The organism is Luteibacter sp. ME-Dv--P-043b (genome assembly GCF_030209605.1).
GTDB lineage: Bacteria > Pseudomonadota > Gammaproteobacteria > Xanthomonadales > Rhodanobacteraceae > Luteibacter.
In genome coordinates this window covers 36,989-53,308 of record NZ_JARVRT010000040.1, presented here as the reverse complement: position 1 = coordinate 53,308, position 16,320 = coordinate 36,989, and the positions used below count along the sequence as shown (strand labels likewise).

The 16,320-nt window shown below is 67.8% G+C and carries 11 protein-coding genes and 1 riboswitch; of the genes, 7 read left to right on the top strand and 4 right to left on the bottom strand.

Translation table 11 applies throughout. From position 1 onward, the window contains the following. The first annotated feature begins 23 nt into the window (after window positions 1-23). A complete protein-coding gene (locus QRN34_RS17515; RefSeq protein ID WP_285406492.1) occupies window positions 24-1,694 on the top strand; it encodes an APC family permease in 1,671 nt (556 codons plus the stop codon). A gap of 342 nt (window positions 1,695-2,036) precedes the next feature. On the opposite strand, the gene QRN34_RS17510 is transcribed toward QRN34_RS17515, so the two are convergent. From QRN34_RS17510 to QRN34_RS17500, 3 genes are read right to left on the bottom strand one after another with little or no spacing between them, the layout of a single operon-like run. Beyond that, window positions 2,037-3,104, bottom strand: coding sequence for a homoserine dehydrogenase (locus QRN34_RS17510; RefSeq protein WP_285406490.1), 1,068 nt, complete (start codon window positions 3,102-3,104; stop codon window positions 2,037-2,039). Further along, window positions 3,101-4,297, bottom strand: coding sequence for a cystathionine gamma-synthase (gene metB, locus QRN34_RS17505; RefSeq protein ID WP_285406488.1), 1,197 nt, complete (start codon window positions 4,295-4,297; stop codon window positions 3,101-3,103). Before metB ends, QRN34_RS17510 begins: the two co-directional genes overlap by 4 nt. 3 nt (window positions 4,298-4,300) lie before the next feature. Continuing rightward, window positions 4,301-5,344, bottom strand: coding sequence for a homoserine O-succinyltransferase (locus tag QRN34_RS17500; protein WP_285406486.1), 1,044 nt, complete (start codon window positions 5,342-5,344; stop codon window positions 4,301-4,303). Window positions 5,345-5,435: 91 nt separating this feature from the next. After that, window positions 5,436-5,550, bottom strand: a riboswitch (SAM riboswitch). 355 nt (window positions 5,551-5,905) lie between these two features. Between QRN34_RS17500 and QRN34_RS17495 the strand changes: the two genes are divergently transcribed. Continuing rightward, window positions 5,906-7,507, top strand: a complete 1,602-nt coding sequence (locus QRN34_RS17495) for a peptide chain release factor 3 (protein WP_285406485.1) — start codon at window positions 5,906-5,908, stop codon at window positions 7,505-7,507. A gap of 3 nt (window positions 7,508-7,510) precedes the next feature. Here QRN34_RS17495 and QRN34_RS17490 read toward each other — a convergent pair whose 3' ends face one another. Beyond that, window positions 7,511-9,169, bottom strand: coding sequence for an FAD-dependent oxidoreductase (locus QRN34_RS17490; protein ID WP_285406483.1), 1,659 nt, complete (start codon window positions 9,167-9,169; stop codon window positions 7,511-7,513). Window positions 9,170-9,256: 87 nt separating this feature from the next. Between QRN34_RS17490 and QRN34_RS17485 the strand changes: the two genes are divergently transcribed. The 5 genes from QRN34_RS17485 to QRN34_RS17465 all read left to right on the top strand — a co-directional run bounded on the left by QRN34_RS17485 (window position 9,257) and on the right by QRN34_RS17465 (window position 16,316). Next, window positions 9,257-10,165, top strand: coding sequence for a CPBP family intramembrane glutamic endopeptidase (locus QRN34_RS17485; protein WP_285406482.1), 909 nt, complete (start codon window positions 9,257-9,259; stop codon window positions 10,163-10,165). A gap of 104 nt (window positions 10,166-10,269) precedes the next feature. Continuing rightward, entirely contained in the window at window positions 10,270-13,923 is a 3,654-nt protein-coding gene (locus QRN34_RS17480; RefSeq protein WP_285406480.1) for a response regulator, read from the top strand. Between the two features lies 1 nt (window position 13,924). Continuing rightward, window positions 13,925-14,764 carry a CheR family methyltransferase gene (locus QRN34_RS17475; RefSeq protein WP_285406479.1) on the top strand — a complete coding sequence of 280 codons (840 nt, stop codon included), beginning with the start codon at window positions 13,925-13,927 and terminating at the stop codon, window positions 14,762-14,764. Then, complete coding sequence (locus QRN34_RS17470) at window positions 14,761-15,330, top strand: chemotaxis protein CheB (RefSeq protein ID WP_285406478.1); 570 nt, start codon at window positions 14,761-14,763, stop codon at window positions 15,328-15,330. The genes QRN34_RS17475 and QRN34_RS17470 overlap by 4 nt, the downstream gene beginning before the upstream one ends. Further along, the gene (locus tag QRN34_RS17465; protein WP_285406477.1) at window positions 15,327-16,316 is read left to right on the top strand and encodes a diguanylate cyclase; all 990 of its coding nucleotides are present in this window, start codon (window positions 15,327-15,329) and stop codon (window positions 16,314-16,316) included. The genes QRN34_RS17470 and QRN34_RS17465 overlap by 4 nt, the downstream gene beginning before the upstream one ends. Window positions 16,317-16,320 lie beyond the last annotated feature (4 nt).

The window sequence follows — 16,320 nt, the reverse complement described above, 5'->3', positions numbered from 1 at the left end:
CACCCCGTCCGACCGGAGTCTTTATGTCCAACCACCATATCCGCCGCGACGTCGGCGCCTTCGCCCTGATGCTGACCGGCCTGGGCTCGATCATCGGCTCGGGCTGGCTGTTCGGCGCCTGGCACGCCGCCCAGCTGGCCGGCCCGGGTGCCGTCTACGCCTGGATCATCGGCGCCGTCATCATCCTGTTCATCGCGCTGACCTACGCGGAACTGGGTGCGATGTTCCCCGAATCCGGCGGCATGGTGCGCTACGGCCATTACTCCCACGGCTCACTGGTCGGCTTCATCGCCGGCTGGGCCAACTGGATCGCCATCGTCTCGGTGATCCCCGTGGAGGCCGAGGCCTCCGTCCAGTACATGGCCTCCTGGCCGTGGGAATGGGCGCAGTGGACCAAGGGCCTGTACGTGGTCACCGCCGGCCATGGCGAACTCACCCCGCCGGGCCTGGCCATCGCCGCCGTGCTGGTCGTGGTGTATTTCCTGCTGAACTTCTGGAGCGTGAAGCTGTTCGCCAAAAGCAACACGGCGATCACGGTCTTCAAGCTGGTCGTGCCTGCCGCCACCGGCATCGCGCTGATCTACACCAGCTACAACCCAGGCAACTTCCACATCGGCGCCCACGGCGGCAACCACGCGATCGACATCTCGTCGATCCTCACCGCCGTGGCCATCTCGGGCATCGTCTTCAGCTTCAACGGCTTCCAGAGCCCGGTGAACCTTGCCGGCGAAGCCCGCAACCCCGGCCGCAGCGTGCCCTTCGCCGTCATCGGCTCGATCCTGCTGGCCACGGTGGTCTACGTGCTGCTGCAGATCGCCTTCATCGGTGCCGTGCCGCCCGAGCAGCTGGGTAACGGCTGGGCCGGCCTCGAATACGCCTCGCCGTTTGCGCAGCTGGCCACCGCGCTGATGATCAACTGGATGGCGATCCTGCTGTACGCGGACGCCTTCGTCAGCCCCAGCGGCACCGGCGCCACCTACACCGCCACCACGGCGCGCATGATCTACGCCATGGAGCGCAACGGCCAGCTGCCGAAGATCTTCGGCCACATCAACCCCCGCTTCGGCATCCCCCGCCCGGCGATGTGGCTGAACCTGGTGGTGAGCTTCATCTTCCTGTTCTTCTTCCGCGGCTGGGGCACGCTGGCGGCGGTGATCTCGGTGTCCACGATCATTTCCTACCTGACCGGCCCGGTCAGCGTCATGACCCTGCGCCGCACCGCGCCGGAACTGAAGCGCCCCCTGCGCATCGCCGGCCTGCCCATCCTGGCCGCGCTGGCCTTCATCTTCGCCACCGAACTGCTGTACTGGGCGAAGTGGCCGCTTACCGGCGAGATCATCCTGCTGATGGTCGTCGCGCTGCCGATCTATTTCTACTACACCGCCAAGTCGGGCTGGGAAGACTTCCACCGCCACCTCAAGGGCGCCTGGTGGCTGATCGTCTACCTGCCGGTGCTCGCCCTTGTCTCCTGGGCTGGCAGCAAAACGTTCGGCGGACACGACTACCTCCCCTACGGCTACGACCTGGCCGTGGTCGCGGTCATCGGCGTGATCTTCTACTTCTGGGGCGTCGCCTCCGGCTGGCGTACGCCGATGGTCGAGGCCGCGCGCTTCCACCATGACGAAGACAGCGGCGGTGAACCCGTGCTCCCGCCCAGCGCCGACGAGGCCGGGCGAGTCACCGGCCGCCGGTAAACGAAAAACCGCCCTTCGGGGCGGTTTTTTTTGGTTCTTCGCGCATGATTGGGGCTTGGCCCGATGTCGGAGCCGGAGCCGCGGCAGTTCGTATGGTCGGGCGAGGAGGCGCTGGGTGGTCACACTCTGCGCTCGGGCAGCGGCCGCAAGCGGCCGAACTCGCTCAGAGCGTAACCACCCAGCACCTCTGCGACGACAGAGGCAAGCGGGAGTGGAAAGCGAAGCGTTGGCGATCTCGGGCGGGCCGCCCTGGAGATGCCGCTCAGTGCGACAACGCGAGCGTTGCTCTCCCCGCAACGCACCTCAGTCGTCAGGGAGGTGTCGGGTTCTTCTCATGCTGACCTATAGGGCCAGCACATCGCCCAGCAGTGCCTGCGCCGTAATCTCCGGCCCCGCGCCCGGCCCCTGGATCACGAGCGGCGTGGCGTGGTATCGCGTCGTGGTGAGGGCGAACTGGTTGTCCGTACCGGAGAGGCGCGAGGCCGGATGCTCCGGACCCACCTCGACCAGACCGACACGCGCGCGGCCACGCTGGTTGAGGCGGGCCAGGTAGCGCAACACCTTGCCGTTGGCCCTGGCCTGCTCGTGGCGCAGGCGCAGCGGCTCGTCCAGTTCCTGCAAGCGCTCGAGGAAGTGCTTCGTGTCGATGCCGCGCAGGGCTTCGGGCACCAGGCTTTCCACTTCCACCTCGTCGCTGCCGAGCGCGAAGCCCGCATTGCGGGCGATGATCAGCAGCTTGCGCGCCACGTCTTCACCCGACAGGTCCGAGCGCGGGTCCGGCTCGGTGAACCCCAGTCGACGGGCGTCGGCCAGCAGCGACGAGAACGGGCGGCTGCCGTCGTACTGGTTGAACAGCCACGACAGCGACCCGGAAAACACGCCCTCCAGGGTAAGCAGGCTGTCGCCACAGTTGCGCAGGCGGCGCAGCGTGGACAGCACGGGCAGCCCTGCGCCCACCGTGGCGGCATCCCCATAGACGCTGCCGTTCGCCGTGGCGCCCTGCAAGGCGCGCCAGCCGGACAGCTGACCGCCGGCGAGCGCCTTGTTCGCGGTGACGACGTGGTAGCCGGCGGCCAGCCAGCCGGCGTGGCGACCCGCCTCGATCGCGCATGCGGTGGCGTCGATCACCACCTTGCGCGGGGCGCCTGTGGCGTCCAGGGCGGCCAGCAAGGGTGCATTCTCACGCCCGTCCCGGCCCTTGGCCAGGCAACCGGCGGCATCGCCCGGCAAGAGGCCGTCCGGCGCCGCGTGCTGGCGCTTCGAATTGGCCACGCCGACCAGGCGCAGCGAGCGGGCTGCCGGCGTGGCGAGCAGGGTCAGCAAGGCGCGGCCGACCACACCGGTACCGAGCAACACGACCGCCGTGCGCGGCGCTTCGGCCACGAGGGGAGCGGCGATCACGGCGCTCATGCGCCGACCTTGCGTTTCGAGGTGACCGAAGCGACGGCGGCGGCACGCGTCAGCGCGTCTTCAAGGTCGGCCAACAGATCGTCGCCGTCCTCGATGCCGACCGACAGGCGCAGCAGGCTGTCGGAAATGCCGGCGACCTTGCGCGCTTCCGGTGCCATGGATGCGTGAGTCATCGACGCCGGATGCGCGACGAGGCTTTCGACGCCGCCCAGCGATTCGGCCAGGGAAAAGTAACGGAGCCCGTCGACGAAGGCTTCGATCGCGTCGGTGCCGCCGGCGATCTCGAAGCTGAGCATCGCGCCGAAACCCTTCTGCTGGCGCTGTGCCAGCGCGTGGCCCGGATGCGACGCGAGGCCCGGGTAGAACACGCGCGACACGGCGTCGTGCGCATCCAGACGCGCGGCGATGCGATGCGCGTTCTCCTCGTGGGCACGCAGGCGCACGGCGAGGGTGCGCACGCCACGCAGGGTGAGGAAGCTGTCGAACGGCGAACCGGTCAGGCCGTTGCAGTTGCCCCACCACTTCAGTTGGTCGGCCACGGCCTGGTCGGCGGCGATCACCGCGCCACCGACGACGTCGCTGTGGCCGTTGATGTACTTCGTGGTGGAGTGGACGACGATGTCCGCACCCAGCTTCAGCGGCTGCTGCAGCGCCGGCGAGAGGAAGGTGTTGTCGACCACCACCAGCGCGCCGACGGCATGCGCGGCCTGCGCGACGTGGCGCACGTCGGTGATGCGCAGCAAGGGATTCGAAGGCGTCTCGACCCACACCAGCGCCGGCTTCTCCGCGAGGCCGTCGGCCAGCGCGGTCGGGTCGGTGAAGTCGACGAAACGGACACGGAAACGGCCTTTCTTCGCCCAGGCGTCCAGCAGGCGCCAGGTGCCGCCGTAGCAATCGTGCGCCGCCAGCACCAGCGCTCCCGACGGAACAAGCTCCAGGGCCAGCGCGACCGCCGACATGCCGCTGCCGGTGACCACGGCGCCCGCGCCTTCTTCCAGTTCGGTCAGCGCTTCGCCGAGCAGGTCGCGGGTGGGGTTACCGCTGCGCGAGTAGTCGTAGGCGCGCTTGCGGCCAAAGCCCTCGAACGCGTAGTTGGTCGACAGGTGCAGCGGCGGCACGACGGCGCCGTGCTGGGTGTCGGATTCGATGCCGGCGCGGACGGCGCGGGTACACAGGCGGGATTCGTGGGTCATGGCTTAGCGGTCTCCGCGACAGTCGTTGAGTGCGTGACGCAGCACGGGAGCGAGCTGCACGGTTTCTTTGAGGAAGGCGTCGTGGCCATAGGGGGAATCCACGACTTCGAGCGAGGCGGTACCGGCCAGCCGGCGCTGGAGCTCGCACAGATCGGCCAGTGGCACCAGGCGATCGGACGGGAAGCCCACCAGCGTGGTCGGGGTGGACACCCGCTCGGGGGAGATGTCGTGCAGGTCGATGGATTCGGACAGGGCGAGGAACCGCTCGGGGTCGAAGCGCTCGACGAAGCGGCGCCCGGCGTGTTCCAGGTAATCCTCCACGGGGAAGTGGAAGCGGCCGTCGCGCAGTTCCGGGCCGGCGGTGAAGCGGCGGGAGAACTCCTCGCTGCCGCGATAGGTGGTCATGGCCAGCTGGCGGGCCAGGCCCAGGGCCTCGTCGACGTGGCCGGAGGCGAGACCCAGGCGCACGATACCGCGCTGGACGGAACGCTGCGCCGTGGCCAGGGGGTGGGGACGGTGGGCGCCGGCGATCAGCACCAGCGAGCGCAGTTTCTCGGGATAGGCCGCCGCGAAGGCCAGGCCGGTCATCGCGCCGTAGGACGAGCCGACAAAGGCATGCACGCGGCCGATACCCAGTTCATCGACCAGGGCGGCCAGGGCGGCGGCCTGGTCCTCGCTGGACACCGAGGCCACATTGGCGCCCAGGTCGTCCGGGGTCAGCCAGTCGATCGACAGCACGCGGCACGCCGCGAGGTCGATGGCGGCGCCGTGGCCGACCAGTTCCTGCCACCAGCCCGCTGCCCGCTCACGCCCGGTGCAGACGTCGCGGTCGGCCGAGATGCCGCCCTGGACGATCACCGTGGGCGCATGGGGCGCGCCGCACCAGAGGTACCGGACATCGACATCCACCGTGTCGCTGCCGTACTTGGGCCGGAAGGAGACGCGGCGGACGCCCCGCTGCTCGGTGAGATCCGCGGCGCCACGCGGAGCGGCGACGGTGGCGGCCGTTTCGGGGAGGGAGATCACGGTGAGGGGCTCAGCGGGCATGTCGGATTCCTGCGTTCGGGATCGAGCCCTGCGGGAAAGACGATATGCGGACTGGCAGCGACGGGTACGCGAAAGCGTGCCCGCAACGGACATCCCATCTATCGGCTGACGTGACTGGCACGTCCCGCAGGAGTTGGCACCGTCGCGGAAATCCGCAGGTTGCCCCGGCTTCAAAGGGCCTGTCCCTCAGCCGGTCTCGATGAGTGAAACCGACGATACGCCTGCACACGAAGGCTGTCAATAGCCGTTTAGACGTCCAGATGTCCAGACATCCATCCCGGTGAAAACTTGCGGACCGGACCGCGCATCCGTTGCCGCCCATGGCCTCCGGCCACTCACCCCGAAAGCAAGGACCACACGGGATCGCCGCCACGAACACCCCGGACATGCCGGACGGGTGGACGCGCGGCGCCGGGCGGGATGCCGGGCGACGATCGCCAGCGGCCGGGCCGTGACCCATGCGGACCACGCCGCGAATGGCTCCGGCGGCGCCCGACCGGGCGCCGCCGCCCCCTGTACCCCTGCTAGAATCAGGGGTTAGCCTCCACAGCGACCCCAGCCATGTCCGCACACCTCACCAAAACCCGCCGCCGACGCAGCTTCGCCATCGTCAGCCACCCCGACGCCGGCAAGACGACGCTGACCGAGAAGATCCTGCTGTTCGGTGGCGCGATCCAGATGGCCGGCTCGGTGAAAAGCCGCAAGGCGGCCCGCCACGCCACGTCGGACTGGATGGCCCTGGAAAAGGAGCGCGGCATCTCGGTGACATCCTCGGTCATGCAGTTCCCGTACGAAGACGCCATCGTCAACCTGCTCGACACGCCGGGACACGCGGACTTCTCCGAGGACACCTACCGCGTGCTGACCGCGGTCGATTCCGCGCTGATGGTCATCGACTGCGCGAAGGGCGTCGAGGAACGCACGATCAAGCTCATGGAAGTGTGCCGCCTGCGCGACACGCCCATCATGACCTTCATCAACAAGCTCGACCGCGAAGGTCGTTCGCCGATCGATCTTCTCGACGAAGTGGAATCGGTGCTCGGCATCGCCTGCGCGCCCGTGACCTGGCCGATCGGCATGGGCTCGCGCCTGAAGGGCGTGTACCACGTGGTACTGGACGAAGTGCACGTGTTCGAGCCGGGCAAGAACTTCACGCGCCAGGATTCCACCATCTTCAAGGGGCTGGACGACCCCGGCCTCGCATCCACCATCGGCCAGGCCGCGCTCGACGAACTGCGCGAGGAACTGGAACTGGTCATGGGCGCGTCCAACCCGTTCGACATCGATGCCTATCTCGCCGGCAAGCAGACGCCCGTGTTCTTCGGCTCCGCGGTCAACAACTTCGGCGTGCAGCTGCTGCTCGATTTCTTCGTCGAACACGCACCGTCGCCGCGTAGCCGCAACACGCTCACCCGTGAGGTCAAGCCCGAGGAAGAAAAACTCACCGGCTTCGTCTTCAAGATCCAGGCGAACATGGACCCGGCGCACCGCGACCGCGTGGCCTTCATGCGCGTGTGCTCTGGCACCTACACCGCCGGCATGAAAATGCAGCAGACGCGCACTGGCAAGGAGGTGCGGATCGCCAACGCGCTCACCTTCATGGCGTCGGACCGCGAGATCGTCGAGCGCGCCTACCCGGGCGACGTGATCGGCCTGCACAACCACGGCACCATCACCATCGGCGACACCTTCACTGAAGGCGAGCCGCTGTCGTTCACCGGCATCCCCAACTTCGCGCCGGAGCTGTTCCGTCGTGCGCGCCTGCGCGACCCGATGAAGATGAAGGCCCTGCAGAAAGGCCTGGCCCAGTTGTCCGAGGAAGGCGCCACGCAGTTCTTCCGCCCGCTGATGTCCAACGACCTGATCCTCGGCGCGGTGGGCGTGCTGCAGTTCGACGTGGTCGCCTACCGGCTCAAGGACGAATACAACGTCGACTCGTCCTTCGAGCAGGTCGGCGTGGCCACGGCGCGCTGGATCCACTGCGACGACGCGAAGAAACTCGAGGAATTCCGCGAGAAGAATGCCGGCAACCTGGCCATCGACGCCGCGGGCGAACTGGTCTATCTCGCTCCCACCCGGGTCAACCTGCAGCTGGCCCAGGAACGCTGGCCCGGCGTGCGTTTCTCGGCCACGCGCGAGCACGCCGCCTCGATCGAGATGTGATCCTCAGACCGGCGAGGGGTGCAGGAAGCGGTGCACCGCCTGCACCACCACCGAGCCCTCGCCCACGCCGGAGGCAACACGCTTGACCGACCCCGAGCGGACATCCCCTACGGCGAACACGCCGCGCAGGGTGGTCGCATAGGGCGACGGCGTGGCGTAACCGTCGGCATCCCGGCCCGTCAGCACGAAGCCTTTGCGATCGAGGTCGAGGCAGCCGGCCAGCCACGCCGTGTTGGGCTCGGCACCGATCATCACGAACAGCGCACCGACCTTCCGGCGGGTCTGCGTGCCGTCGTTGCAGACCCAGCCCACCTCGCGCAGGGACGTATCGCCATCGAGGTGATCGACCTTGCAGTGCGTGTGCAGCGTGATGCGCGGCGATTGCGCGATACGTTGGACCAGGTAGTCCGACATGGTCGCCGCCAGCCCGCTGCCGCGCACCAGCACATGCACGTGCGCCACCGTGCGCGCGAGGAACACCGCCGCCTGCCCCGCGCTGTTGCCGCCACCGACCACCACGACCTCGGCACCCGCGCACAGCGTGGCTTCCATCGCCGTGGCGGCATAGTGGATGCCCTGCCCTTCGAACCGCTCGTAGTCGACGGTATCCAGCTTGCGGTAACGCGCCCCCGTGGCGATGACCACGGACCGCGCCGATACCACCATGCCGTCGTCCAGGGTGAGCCGGAACGGATGCGTCGAGCAGTCCATGGCCTGGACCGAGCGCGCGACGGCCATGTGGGCGCCGAACTTCATGGCCTGCACCTGGGCGCGGCCCGCCAGCGCCTGGCCGGAAATGCCGGTGGGAAAACCCAGGTAGTTCTCGATCTTCGAACTGGTACCCGCCTGACCGCCGGGAGCCAGCGCCTCGAGCACCAGCGTGTCCAGGCCCTCGGACGCCGCGTAGACGGCCGCCGCTAGGCCGGAAGGACCCGCGCCGATCACCGCCACGTCATGCACGTGGTCGCTGTCCAGCGGGATGGTGATGCCCAGGTGGTCGGCCAGCTGTGCCGTGGTCGGGCACTTCAGCACCTGCCGGTCGGGCATGATGACCACCGGGCATTCGCCCGGGTCGAGGCCGAAGCCGTCGATCAGGTGGCGCACGTCGTCGTCCACATCGGTGTCCAGCAACCGGTAGGGATAACCGTTGCGAATGAGGAAGCTGCGCAGCCGCACCGTATCCGCGGCATGCGCCGAACCGGCCAGGGTGACTCCACCTTGCCCGGACTGGATGAGGCCCACGCGGCGCAGGATGAAGGCACGCATGATGATCTCGCCGATGTCCGGCTCGCCGGAAACCAGCTTGCGGAACTGGGCGGGATCGAGCCTGACCAGACGAGTATTCGCGCCGGTGCGGCCATTGACCATGGTCTGGCGTTCACTGAAGAGGTCCACCTCGCCGGTGAACTGCCTGGGGCCGTGTACCACGATGATGTCGGGCGTGCCGTTCTCGTGCACGTCATAGACCTCGATGCAGCCCTCCAGCACGAAGAAGTAATCCACGTGCCGCTGCCCCCGCTCGAACAACACGGTGCCCGCGGGCAGGGTCTCTTCCGCGCCATAGCCGACCAGCCGTGCGGTCATCTCGTCATCGAGGTGGGGGAAGGTCTGCTCGCGACGCTGCGAAGGGCTGGACGGATCGTGTTCGGGCGGGATGGCCATGCGGCGGGTTCCATGAGGAACGATCGGGTATCGGAGCGCCATCATGCCTGCGTAGACTGCCGTCGAATACCTGTCACGAGCCCCGCCATGTCCGTACCGCCCGACCTCACCGCCCGCCCTTCCCTGCCCCTGCGCCTGCTGCGCTCCCCGCTGGGTCGCATCGTGGCGTTCGTCGTCACGCTGACCGTGCTCGGCTTCATCGCCGGCCACATCTACGCCGGCGTCGGCCTGCCACGCGGCAGGCTGCCCTTCGATCAGGTCACGCCCCTGATCGAGGCGTTCCGGCTGCTGCCGGTGGTCCTGGCCTACTGGCTGCTGGTACGGACGATCGAGGGACGGCGGATCGACGAACTGGCGCCACGCAAGGCCATACCGCACCTGGCGCTGGGCCTGCTCGGCGGCGCCCTGCTCTTTTCGCTGGTGGTCGGCACGCTCTATGCGCTGGGTGCGTTCGTCGTGGACGGCGTGAACCACGACGTGGCCTGGCTCGGCCCGATCCTGGTAACTGGCGTCGGCGCCGGGGTGGGCGAGGAGATCATCAGCCGCGGCGTGCTGTTCCGCATCGTCGAAGAGGGCCTGGGCACCTGGGCTTCCCTGCTGGTGTCGGCCACGTTCTTCGGTGGCGCGCACGCCTGGAACCCGGGCGCCACCGCGTGGAGCGCCATCGCCATCGCGCTGGAAGCCGGGCTGCTGTTCGGACTGCTCTACAACCTGACCCGCTCGCTGTGGCTGTGCATGGGCGTGCACGCAGCCTGGAACATCGCCCAGGGGCCGTTCTACGGCATCCCCGTGTCCGGCTTCCAGCAGCGCGGCCTGCTCGCCTCGCACATGCAGGGACCCGACTGGCTCACGGGCGGGAGCTTCGGTGCGGAAGCCTCCGTGGTCGCGCTGTGCATCTGTTCGATCGCCACGGCCGTATGTCTTGCCGTGGCGGTCCGCCGCGGCACGCTGGCACCCCCGCCGTGGCGCCGCCCGACCCCGCCTTCAGTCGTGTGACGTATCGCCGATAATCTGCACGACGCCATGGAAGCCCGGCACGGTTGGGTGTACTACCTTAACTGGCCAGCACGTCATCCCTCCGCCCTCCTACCGGTCCTCGCATGTCATCCCACGAAAAGCGGCGCACCTGGCTGGCCGACCAGCCCCTCCAGCGCAAGATCGTCTTCGCCATCGGCGCACTGCTGGCCCTGTTCGTGGCGGCCAGCATCGCCAACCTGGTATCGCTGCACCGCGAGAACGACACCCGCGCCTGGTCGACGCACACCTATGTGGTGCTGCTCACGCTGGCCGAGGTGGACGACGATGCCCAGGCCCGCCAGGTCGCCTCGCGCGGCTTCATGCTCAACCAGGGCGATAGCGAGTGGGCCGACTTCGAACAGGCCGACCGGGAACTGGGTGCGGACCTGGAAAAGGTACGCCAATTGACGGCGGACAACCCCCTGCAGCAGTCGCGCCTGGACCGTGTGCAGGAGATGCTCGACCGCTGGAAGACGGAAATCATCAGGACCGGCCTCGAGCCCATGCGGGCTATCGGTGCGGCGGTGACGCCCGAAGCCGCGTTCGCGCGGGACGGCATCCGCCGCGAGTACTTCGCGCGGCGCACCGTATTGATGAGCGACATCCGCAAGCTGGTCGACGAGATGTCGTCGACCGAGCGCACGCTGCTTGAGCAACGCAACCGAGCACTGGACGACGTCCTCCAGGCCACGCTCTATATCAACATCATTTCCCTCGTGGCCTGCCTGCTGTTCGGCATGGCGGTCATCGCCATGACCTTCCGCCTGATTACGCGCCCCATCGTCCGCATGACCGAACTGATGACGCGGCTGGCTGCGCACGACCATGACATCGAGGTGCGCCAGCTGACCCGCCGCGACGAGATCGGCGAGATCGCCCGGGCGCTGCAGGTGTTCAAGGAGATGTCCATCGAGACGGCCGGCCAGAACTGGCTGAAGTCGGCGGTGACCGCGATCTCCAACCGGCTGCAGGTGGCCACCACGTACCGGCAGTTTGCCGACACCCTGCTCGCCGAACTGGTCCCCACGCTGAAGGCGGGGGTCGGCGTGTTCTACGTGTTCCGCGAAGACACCTCCACGCTGGAGATGCTGGGTAGCTACGGCTTCCGCCAGCGTCGTCATGTCACTACGTCGTACGCGCTGGGCGAAGGCCTGGTCGGCCAGGCGGCGCTCGGCCGTCAAGCCATTGTGTTGCAGGACGTGCCGGACGACTACACGCGCATCCATTCGGGCACGGGCGAGGCTTCGCCGCGCAGCGTGGTGATGGTACCCGTGCTGTCCCGTGACAGCCTGCTCGGCGTACTGGAAATCGCCAGCTTCGATCATCTTTCCCCGATCCAGCAGCGCCTGCTGGACGAGCTGATGCCAATCGTCGCGCTGTCGCTGGAAAACCTGTCCCGCGCCCTGCGCACCAGCACCCTGCTGGAACACACCCAGACCCAGGCCGACGAACTGCGCGCGTCGGAGGAAGCCCTGCGCTCGCAGCAGGAAGACCTGCGCACGACCAACGACGAGCTGAAAGCCAGGACCAACGAGCTGCAGGAACAGTCGCAGCGGCTGGTCGCCTCCGAGGAGGAGCTGCGCGTGCAGACGGAGGAACTGCACGCGTCCAACGAGGAACTGCGCGAAAAGGGCGTGACCCTCAACCAGCAGAAGGACGCCTTGCAGGCCCTGCAGCACGAGACTCAGGAAAAGGCCGAGGAACTGGCCCGCGCCAGCCAGTACAAGTCGGAATTCCTGGCCAACATGTCGCACGAGTTGCGCACGCCGCTGAACAGCCTGCTGATCCTCTCACGCAGCCTGGCCGACAACGACGAGGACAACCTCACCGGTGAGCAGGTGGAATCGGCGCGGATCATCCACGATGCCGGCTCCAACCTGCTGCGACTCATCAACGACATCCTCGACCTGTCCAAGGTGGAGGCCGGCAAGATGGAACTGATGGTCGACACGTTCCCGATCGCGGACCTCGCGCGGACGCTCGGCCGTACCTTCAACCACGTCGCCCAGGAAAAGAAGCTGGCGTTCGTCGTGGACGTGGCACCCGACCTGCCGGCAACCATCCGCACCGACGGCGCCAAGCTGGAACAGGTGGCCAACAACCTGCTCAGCAACGCGTTCAAGTTCACCTCCAGCGGCACGGTGGCACTGCGCATCGCGCGGCCGGCGCCCGATGCGTCGCTGCCGGCGGGCCTCGAGGCCACCCAGGCCATCGCCATCGCCGTGACGGACTCCGGCATCGGCATCCCGGCGGACAAGTTCCAGCGGGTGTTCCATGCCTTCGAACAGGTGGATGCCAGCACCAGCCGCCAGTACGGCGGCACCGGCCTGGGCCTAGCCATCTCGCGCCGCATCGCCGAACTGCTCGGCGGAGACATCACGCTGGTCAGCGAGCCGGGCAAGGGCAGCACCTTCACCATCCTGCTGCCCGAGACGGCGCCCGACACCGGCGTCGTGGCGGAGCCCGTCCCGCGACAGCAGGCCGCGGCCGAGGCCACGCTGCCGCTGTCGCCGGGGTTGCTCGCCGAACACATCGACGACGACCGTCGTGCGATCAACCCCGGCGACACCACCATCCTGGTGGTGGAAGACGACCCGGCGTTCGCGCGGATCCTCGCCGACATGATCCACCGCAAGGGGCACCGTGTGCTCGCCGCCGCCGATGGCGAAACCGGCCTCGCGCTGGCGAAGCAGTATCGTCCCACCGGCATCCTGCTCGACGTGATGCTGCCAGGCATGGACGGCTGGACGGTGATCGAGCGACTGAAGGGCGATGTGGCCACGCGGCACATCCCCGTGCATTTCATCTCCGCCACGGACGATGCCTCGCGCGGCCTCGAACTGGGCGCGGTCGGCTTCCTGACCAAGCCGGTCAGCCGTGAGTCGATCGGAGACGCCTTCGACCGCCTGCTCCACTTCGCCGAAGGCCGCACGCGCCACCTGCTGGTCGTGGACGACGACGCCAGCGCGCGCGCCGCGGTGCGCATGCTGCTCAAGGACGACATGGTGATCATTGAGGAAGCCGCCTCCGGCGAGGAAGCGCTCTCGAAGACCGGCGACACGCCCTACGATTGCATCGTGCTGGACCTGGGCCTGCCCGGCATGTCCGGCATCGAATTCCTCGAGCGGCTGTCGCGTAGCGGGCATACCCCACCGGTGGTGGTGTATTCCGGCCGCGACCTCAGCCGCGAGGAGAGCATGAAGATCCGCCAGTACACCGACAGCATCGTGGTCAAGGGCGCCCGCTCGCCGGACCGCCTGCTCGACGAGGTCAGCCTGTTCCTGCATTCCATCCGGCACGGCGGCAGCGCGCGCAGCGAGGCGACCTCGGCCGCGGGCGGCGTCGACGAGGCCGACCTGCGCGGCCGCCGCCTGCTGCTGGTGGACGACGACATGCGCAACCTGTTCGCGCTGTCCAAGGTGCTGCGGGCCAAGGGCGTAGATGTGGTGATGGCCCAGGACGGCCAGAAGGCCCTCGACACACTGGACAAGGACACCGGCCTCGAACTCGTGCTGATGGACATCATGATGCCGGTGATGGACGGCTACGAGACCATGCGTTCCATCCGTGCCAGACCCGCGGTGGCCAAGGTGCCGATCATCGCGCTGACCGCCAAGGCCATGCGCGGCGACCGCGAGAAATGCCTGGAAGCCGGCGCCAACGACTACCTGTCCAAGCCGATCGACGTGGACCGCCTGCTCTCGATGATCCGCGTGTGGCTGCCACCCCGTGGCTGACATGGACATCGAGGACATCGAGATCCAGCTGTTCGTACGCGCCATGCAGCTGCGCCACGGGCACGACTTCAGCGAGTACGCCCCGGCGTCGCTGAAGCGTCGCGTGCAGCAGCTGGTGCGCACGCACGATGCCGGCAGCATCAGCGAGCTCAACCGCCGCCTGCTGCACGAGCCGGGTTTCCTGGCCAAGGCCATCGAGGGGTTGTCGGTGCCCGTGTCGGAAATGTTCCGCGACCCGGCCGTGTTCCGCGTGCTGCGCGACAAGGTGTTCCCGGTGCTGGCCTCCTACCCGGAGATCAACATCTGGCAGGCCGGCTGCGCCTATGGGCAGGAGGTGTACTCGCTGGCCATCCTGCTCGAGGAGGCCGGCCTCTACGAGCGCTCGCGTATCTACGCGACGGACTTCAACGACGCGGCGCTGGTCACCGCTGGCGAAGGCATCTACGCCACGCGCGAAGCGCGCGACTGGTCGCGCAACTACCTGGAAGCCGGTGGCCAACGCTCGCTGAGCGATTACTACAGCGCCCGCTACGACTTCATCAAGCTCGACGGCCGGTTGCGTCGCAACGTCACCTTCTTCAACCACAACCTGGTCACCGACGAGGTGTTCTGCGAGGCGCACCTCATCCTCTGCCGGAACGTGCTGATCTACTTCACCAACGCCCTCCAGGACCGCACGCTGGGCCTGTTCCGCGACAGCCTGGTACGGGGCGGTTTCCTCTGCCTGGGCACGCGGGAGAACATCGATTTTTCACCGGCAGCCACCGGCTTCTCCGACGTCGACCACGGCCTGCGGGTTTACCAGGTGGGCGGCAACGGCGCGAGGCCCCTGACCCGATGAACACCTACCAGGCCATTGTCATGGGTTGCAGCGCCGGTGGCTTGTCGGCCCTGCAGCGGGTGCTGCCCGGGCTGGACAAGCGGTTGGCCGTGCCAGTGGTGCTGTGCTGCCATACCGGCTCGGCCGATGTCTCGCTGCTGGTCGAGCTGCTGTCACGGGTCAGCGCGCTGCCCGTGGTCGAGGCGCAGGAGCGCGCGCCGGTGGACCCGGGCGTGGTGCATGTCGCCCCGGCGGGATATCACCTGCTGGTCGAGCCCAACCTGCACTTTTCCCTCAGCATCGACGCCAAGGTGGCCTATGCGCGCCCTTCGATCGACGTGTTGTTCGAGACGGCGGCGGACGCCTGGTACGACACCCTGGTGGCGGTCCTGATGACCGGGGCCAATTCCGATGGTGCGAACGGGCTTGCCGCCGTGCGCCGCGTCGGCGGTTACGCCATCGTGCAGGACCCCGCCACGGCGGAAGCACGCGCCATGCCCCTCGCCGGCATCGAACGTGCCGGCGCCGATGCCTGCCTCGATCTCGACGCCATCGCCGAGCGACTCAACCAACTGTGCCTGCCATGAAGCCGACCCGCCCCAAGATCCTCGTCGTCGACGACACCCCCGCCAACCTGGTTGCCATGCGTCGCCTGCTGGCCCGTGCGGAGGCCGACGTGTTCGAGGCCGCCAGCGGCAACGAGGCGCTGGCGCTGTGCCTGGATCACCGTTTCGCGCTGGTGCTGCTGGACGTGAACATGCCGGAGATGGACGGTTTCGAGGTGGCGGAGCTGATCTCGGAAAACGATCACCTCAGCGAGACGCCGATCATCTTCGTCACCGCCGCCTACGCAGACGATATCAACCGCATCAAGGGATACTCGGCCGGTGCGGTGGACTACATCGCCAAGCCGATCAACGACGTGATCCTGCAGTCGAAGGTGAAGATCTTCCTCGAACTGTATCGCGCACGCGCCCTGCTCCAGGATGCGCTGGACGAGTTGTCCACGCGCAACCGGCAGTTGACCGACGAAGTGGCCGAGCGTGCCCGCATGGAGCAACTGGTGCGCCACCAGGCCACGCACGACGCGCTTACCGGCCTGCCCAACCGGCTGCTGTTCCGCGAACGGCTGGAAGGCACCATTGCCGAAGGCAATAGTGGCGGCACGACATTCGCCCTGGCCTATATCGACATCGACGGCTTCAAGGCGGTCAACGACGGGCATGGCCATGCCGCGGGCGACGAACTGCTCAAGGCCATCGCCCTGCGCATCGATGCACGCACGCGCGGCACGGATACCGTCGCACGGCTGGGCGGCGACGAATTCGCCGTGCTGCTGCACGACACCGGCGACGCCACCGGCGCCCTGGTGCGCTGCCAGGCGCTGTGCGACGCCATTGCCGAGCCCTACACGCTCACCGTCGGCGACGTGCGCATCCCGGCGCGCGTCGGCGCCAGCATCGGCGTCACCCTGTTCCACCCCGGCGAGGCCTACGACGAGATCGTCGCCATCGCCGACGGTGCGATGTACGAGGCCAAGCGCAGCGGCAAGAACCGCTGCGTGATGGCCTGATGCC

What these genes read in the sequence shown, in the direction of transcription:
- QRN34_RS17515 (WP_285406492.1), top strand. Translation starts at nt 24, where the DNA reads ATGTCCAACCACCATATCCGCCGCGACGTCGGCGCCTTCGCCCTGATG.
- QRN34_RS17510 (WP_285406490.1), bottom strand. Translation starts at nt 3,104, where the DNA reads ATGAGCGCCGTGATCGCCGCTCCCCTCGTGGCCGAAGCGCCGCGCACG.
- metB (WP_285406488.1), bottom strand. Translation starts at nt 4,297, where the DNA reads ATGACCCACGAATCCCGCCTGTGTACCCGCGCCGTCCGCGCCGGCATC.
- QRN34_RS17500 (WP_285406486.1), bottom strand. Translation starts at nt 5,344, where the DNA reads ATGCCCGCTGAGCCCCTCACCGTGATCTCCCTCCCCGAAACGGCCGCC.
- QRN34_RS17495 (WP_285406485.1), top strand. Translation starts at nt 5,906, where the DNA reads ATGTCCGCACACCTCACCAAAACCCGCCGCCGACGCAGCTTCGCCATC.
- QRN34_RS17490 (WP_285406483.1), bottom strand. Translation starts at nt 9,169, where the DNA reads ATGGCCATCCCGCCCGAACACGATCCGTCCAGCCCTTCGCAGCGTCGC.
- QRN34_RS17485 (WP_285406482.1), top strand. Translation starts at nt 9,257, where the DNA reads ATGTCCGTACCGCCCGACCTCACCGCCCGCCCTTCCCTGCCCCTGCGC.
- QRN34_RS17480 (WP_285406480.1), top strand. Translation starts at nt 10,270, where the DNA reads ATGTCATCCCACGAAAAGCGGCGCACCTGGCTGGCCGACCAGCCCCTC.
- QRN34_RS17475 (WP_285406479.1), top strand. Translation starts at nt 13,925, where the DNA reads ATGGACATCGAGGACATCGAGATCCAGCTGTTCGTACGCGCCATGCAG.
- QRN34_RS17470 (WP_285406478.1), top strand. Translation starts at nt 14,761, where the DNA reads ATGAACACCTACCAGGCCATTGTCATGGGTTGCAGCGCCGGTGGCTTG.
- QRN34_RS17465 (WP_285406477.1), top strand. Translation starts at nt 15,327, where the DNA reads ATGAAGCCGACCCGCCCCAAGATCCTCGTCGTCGACGACACCCCCGCC.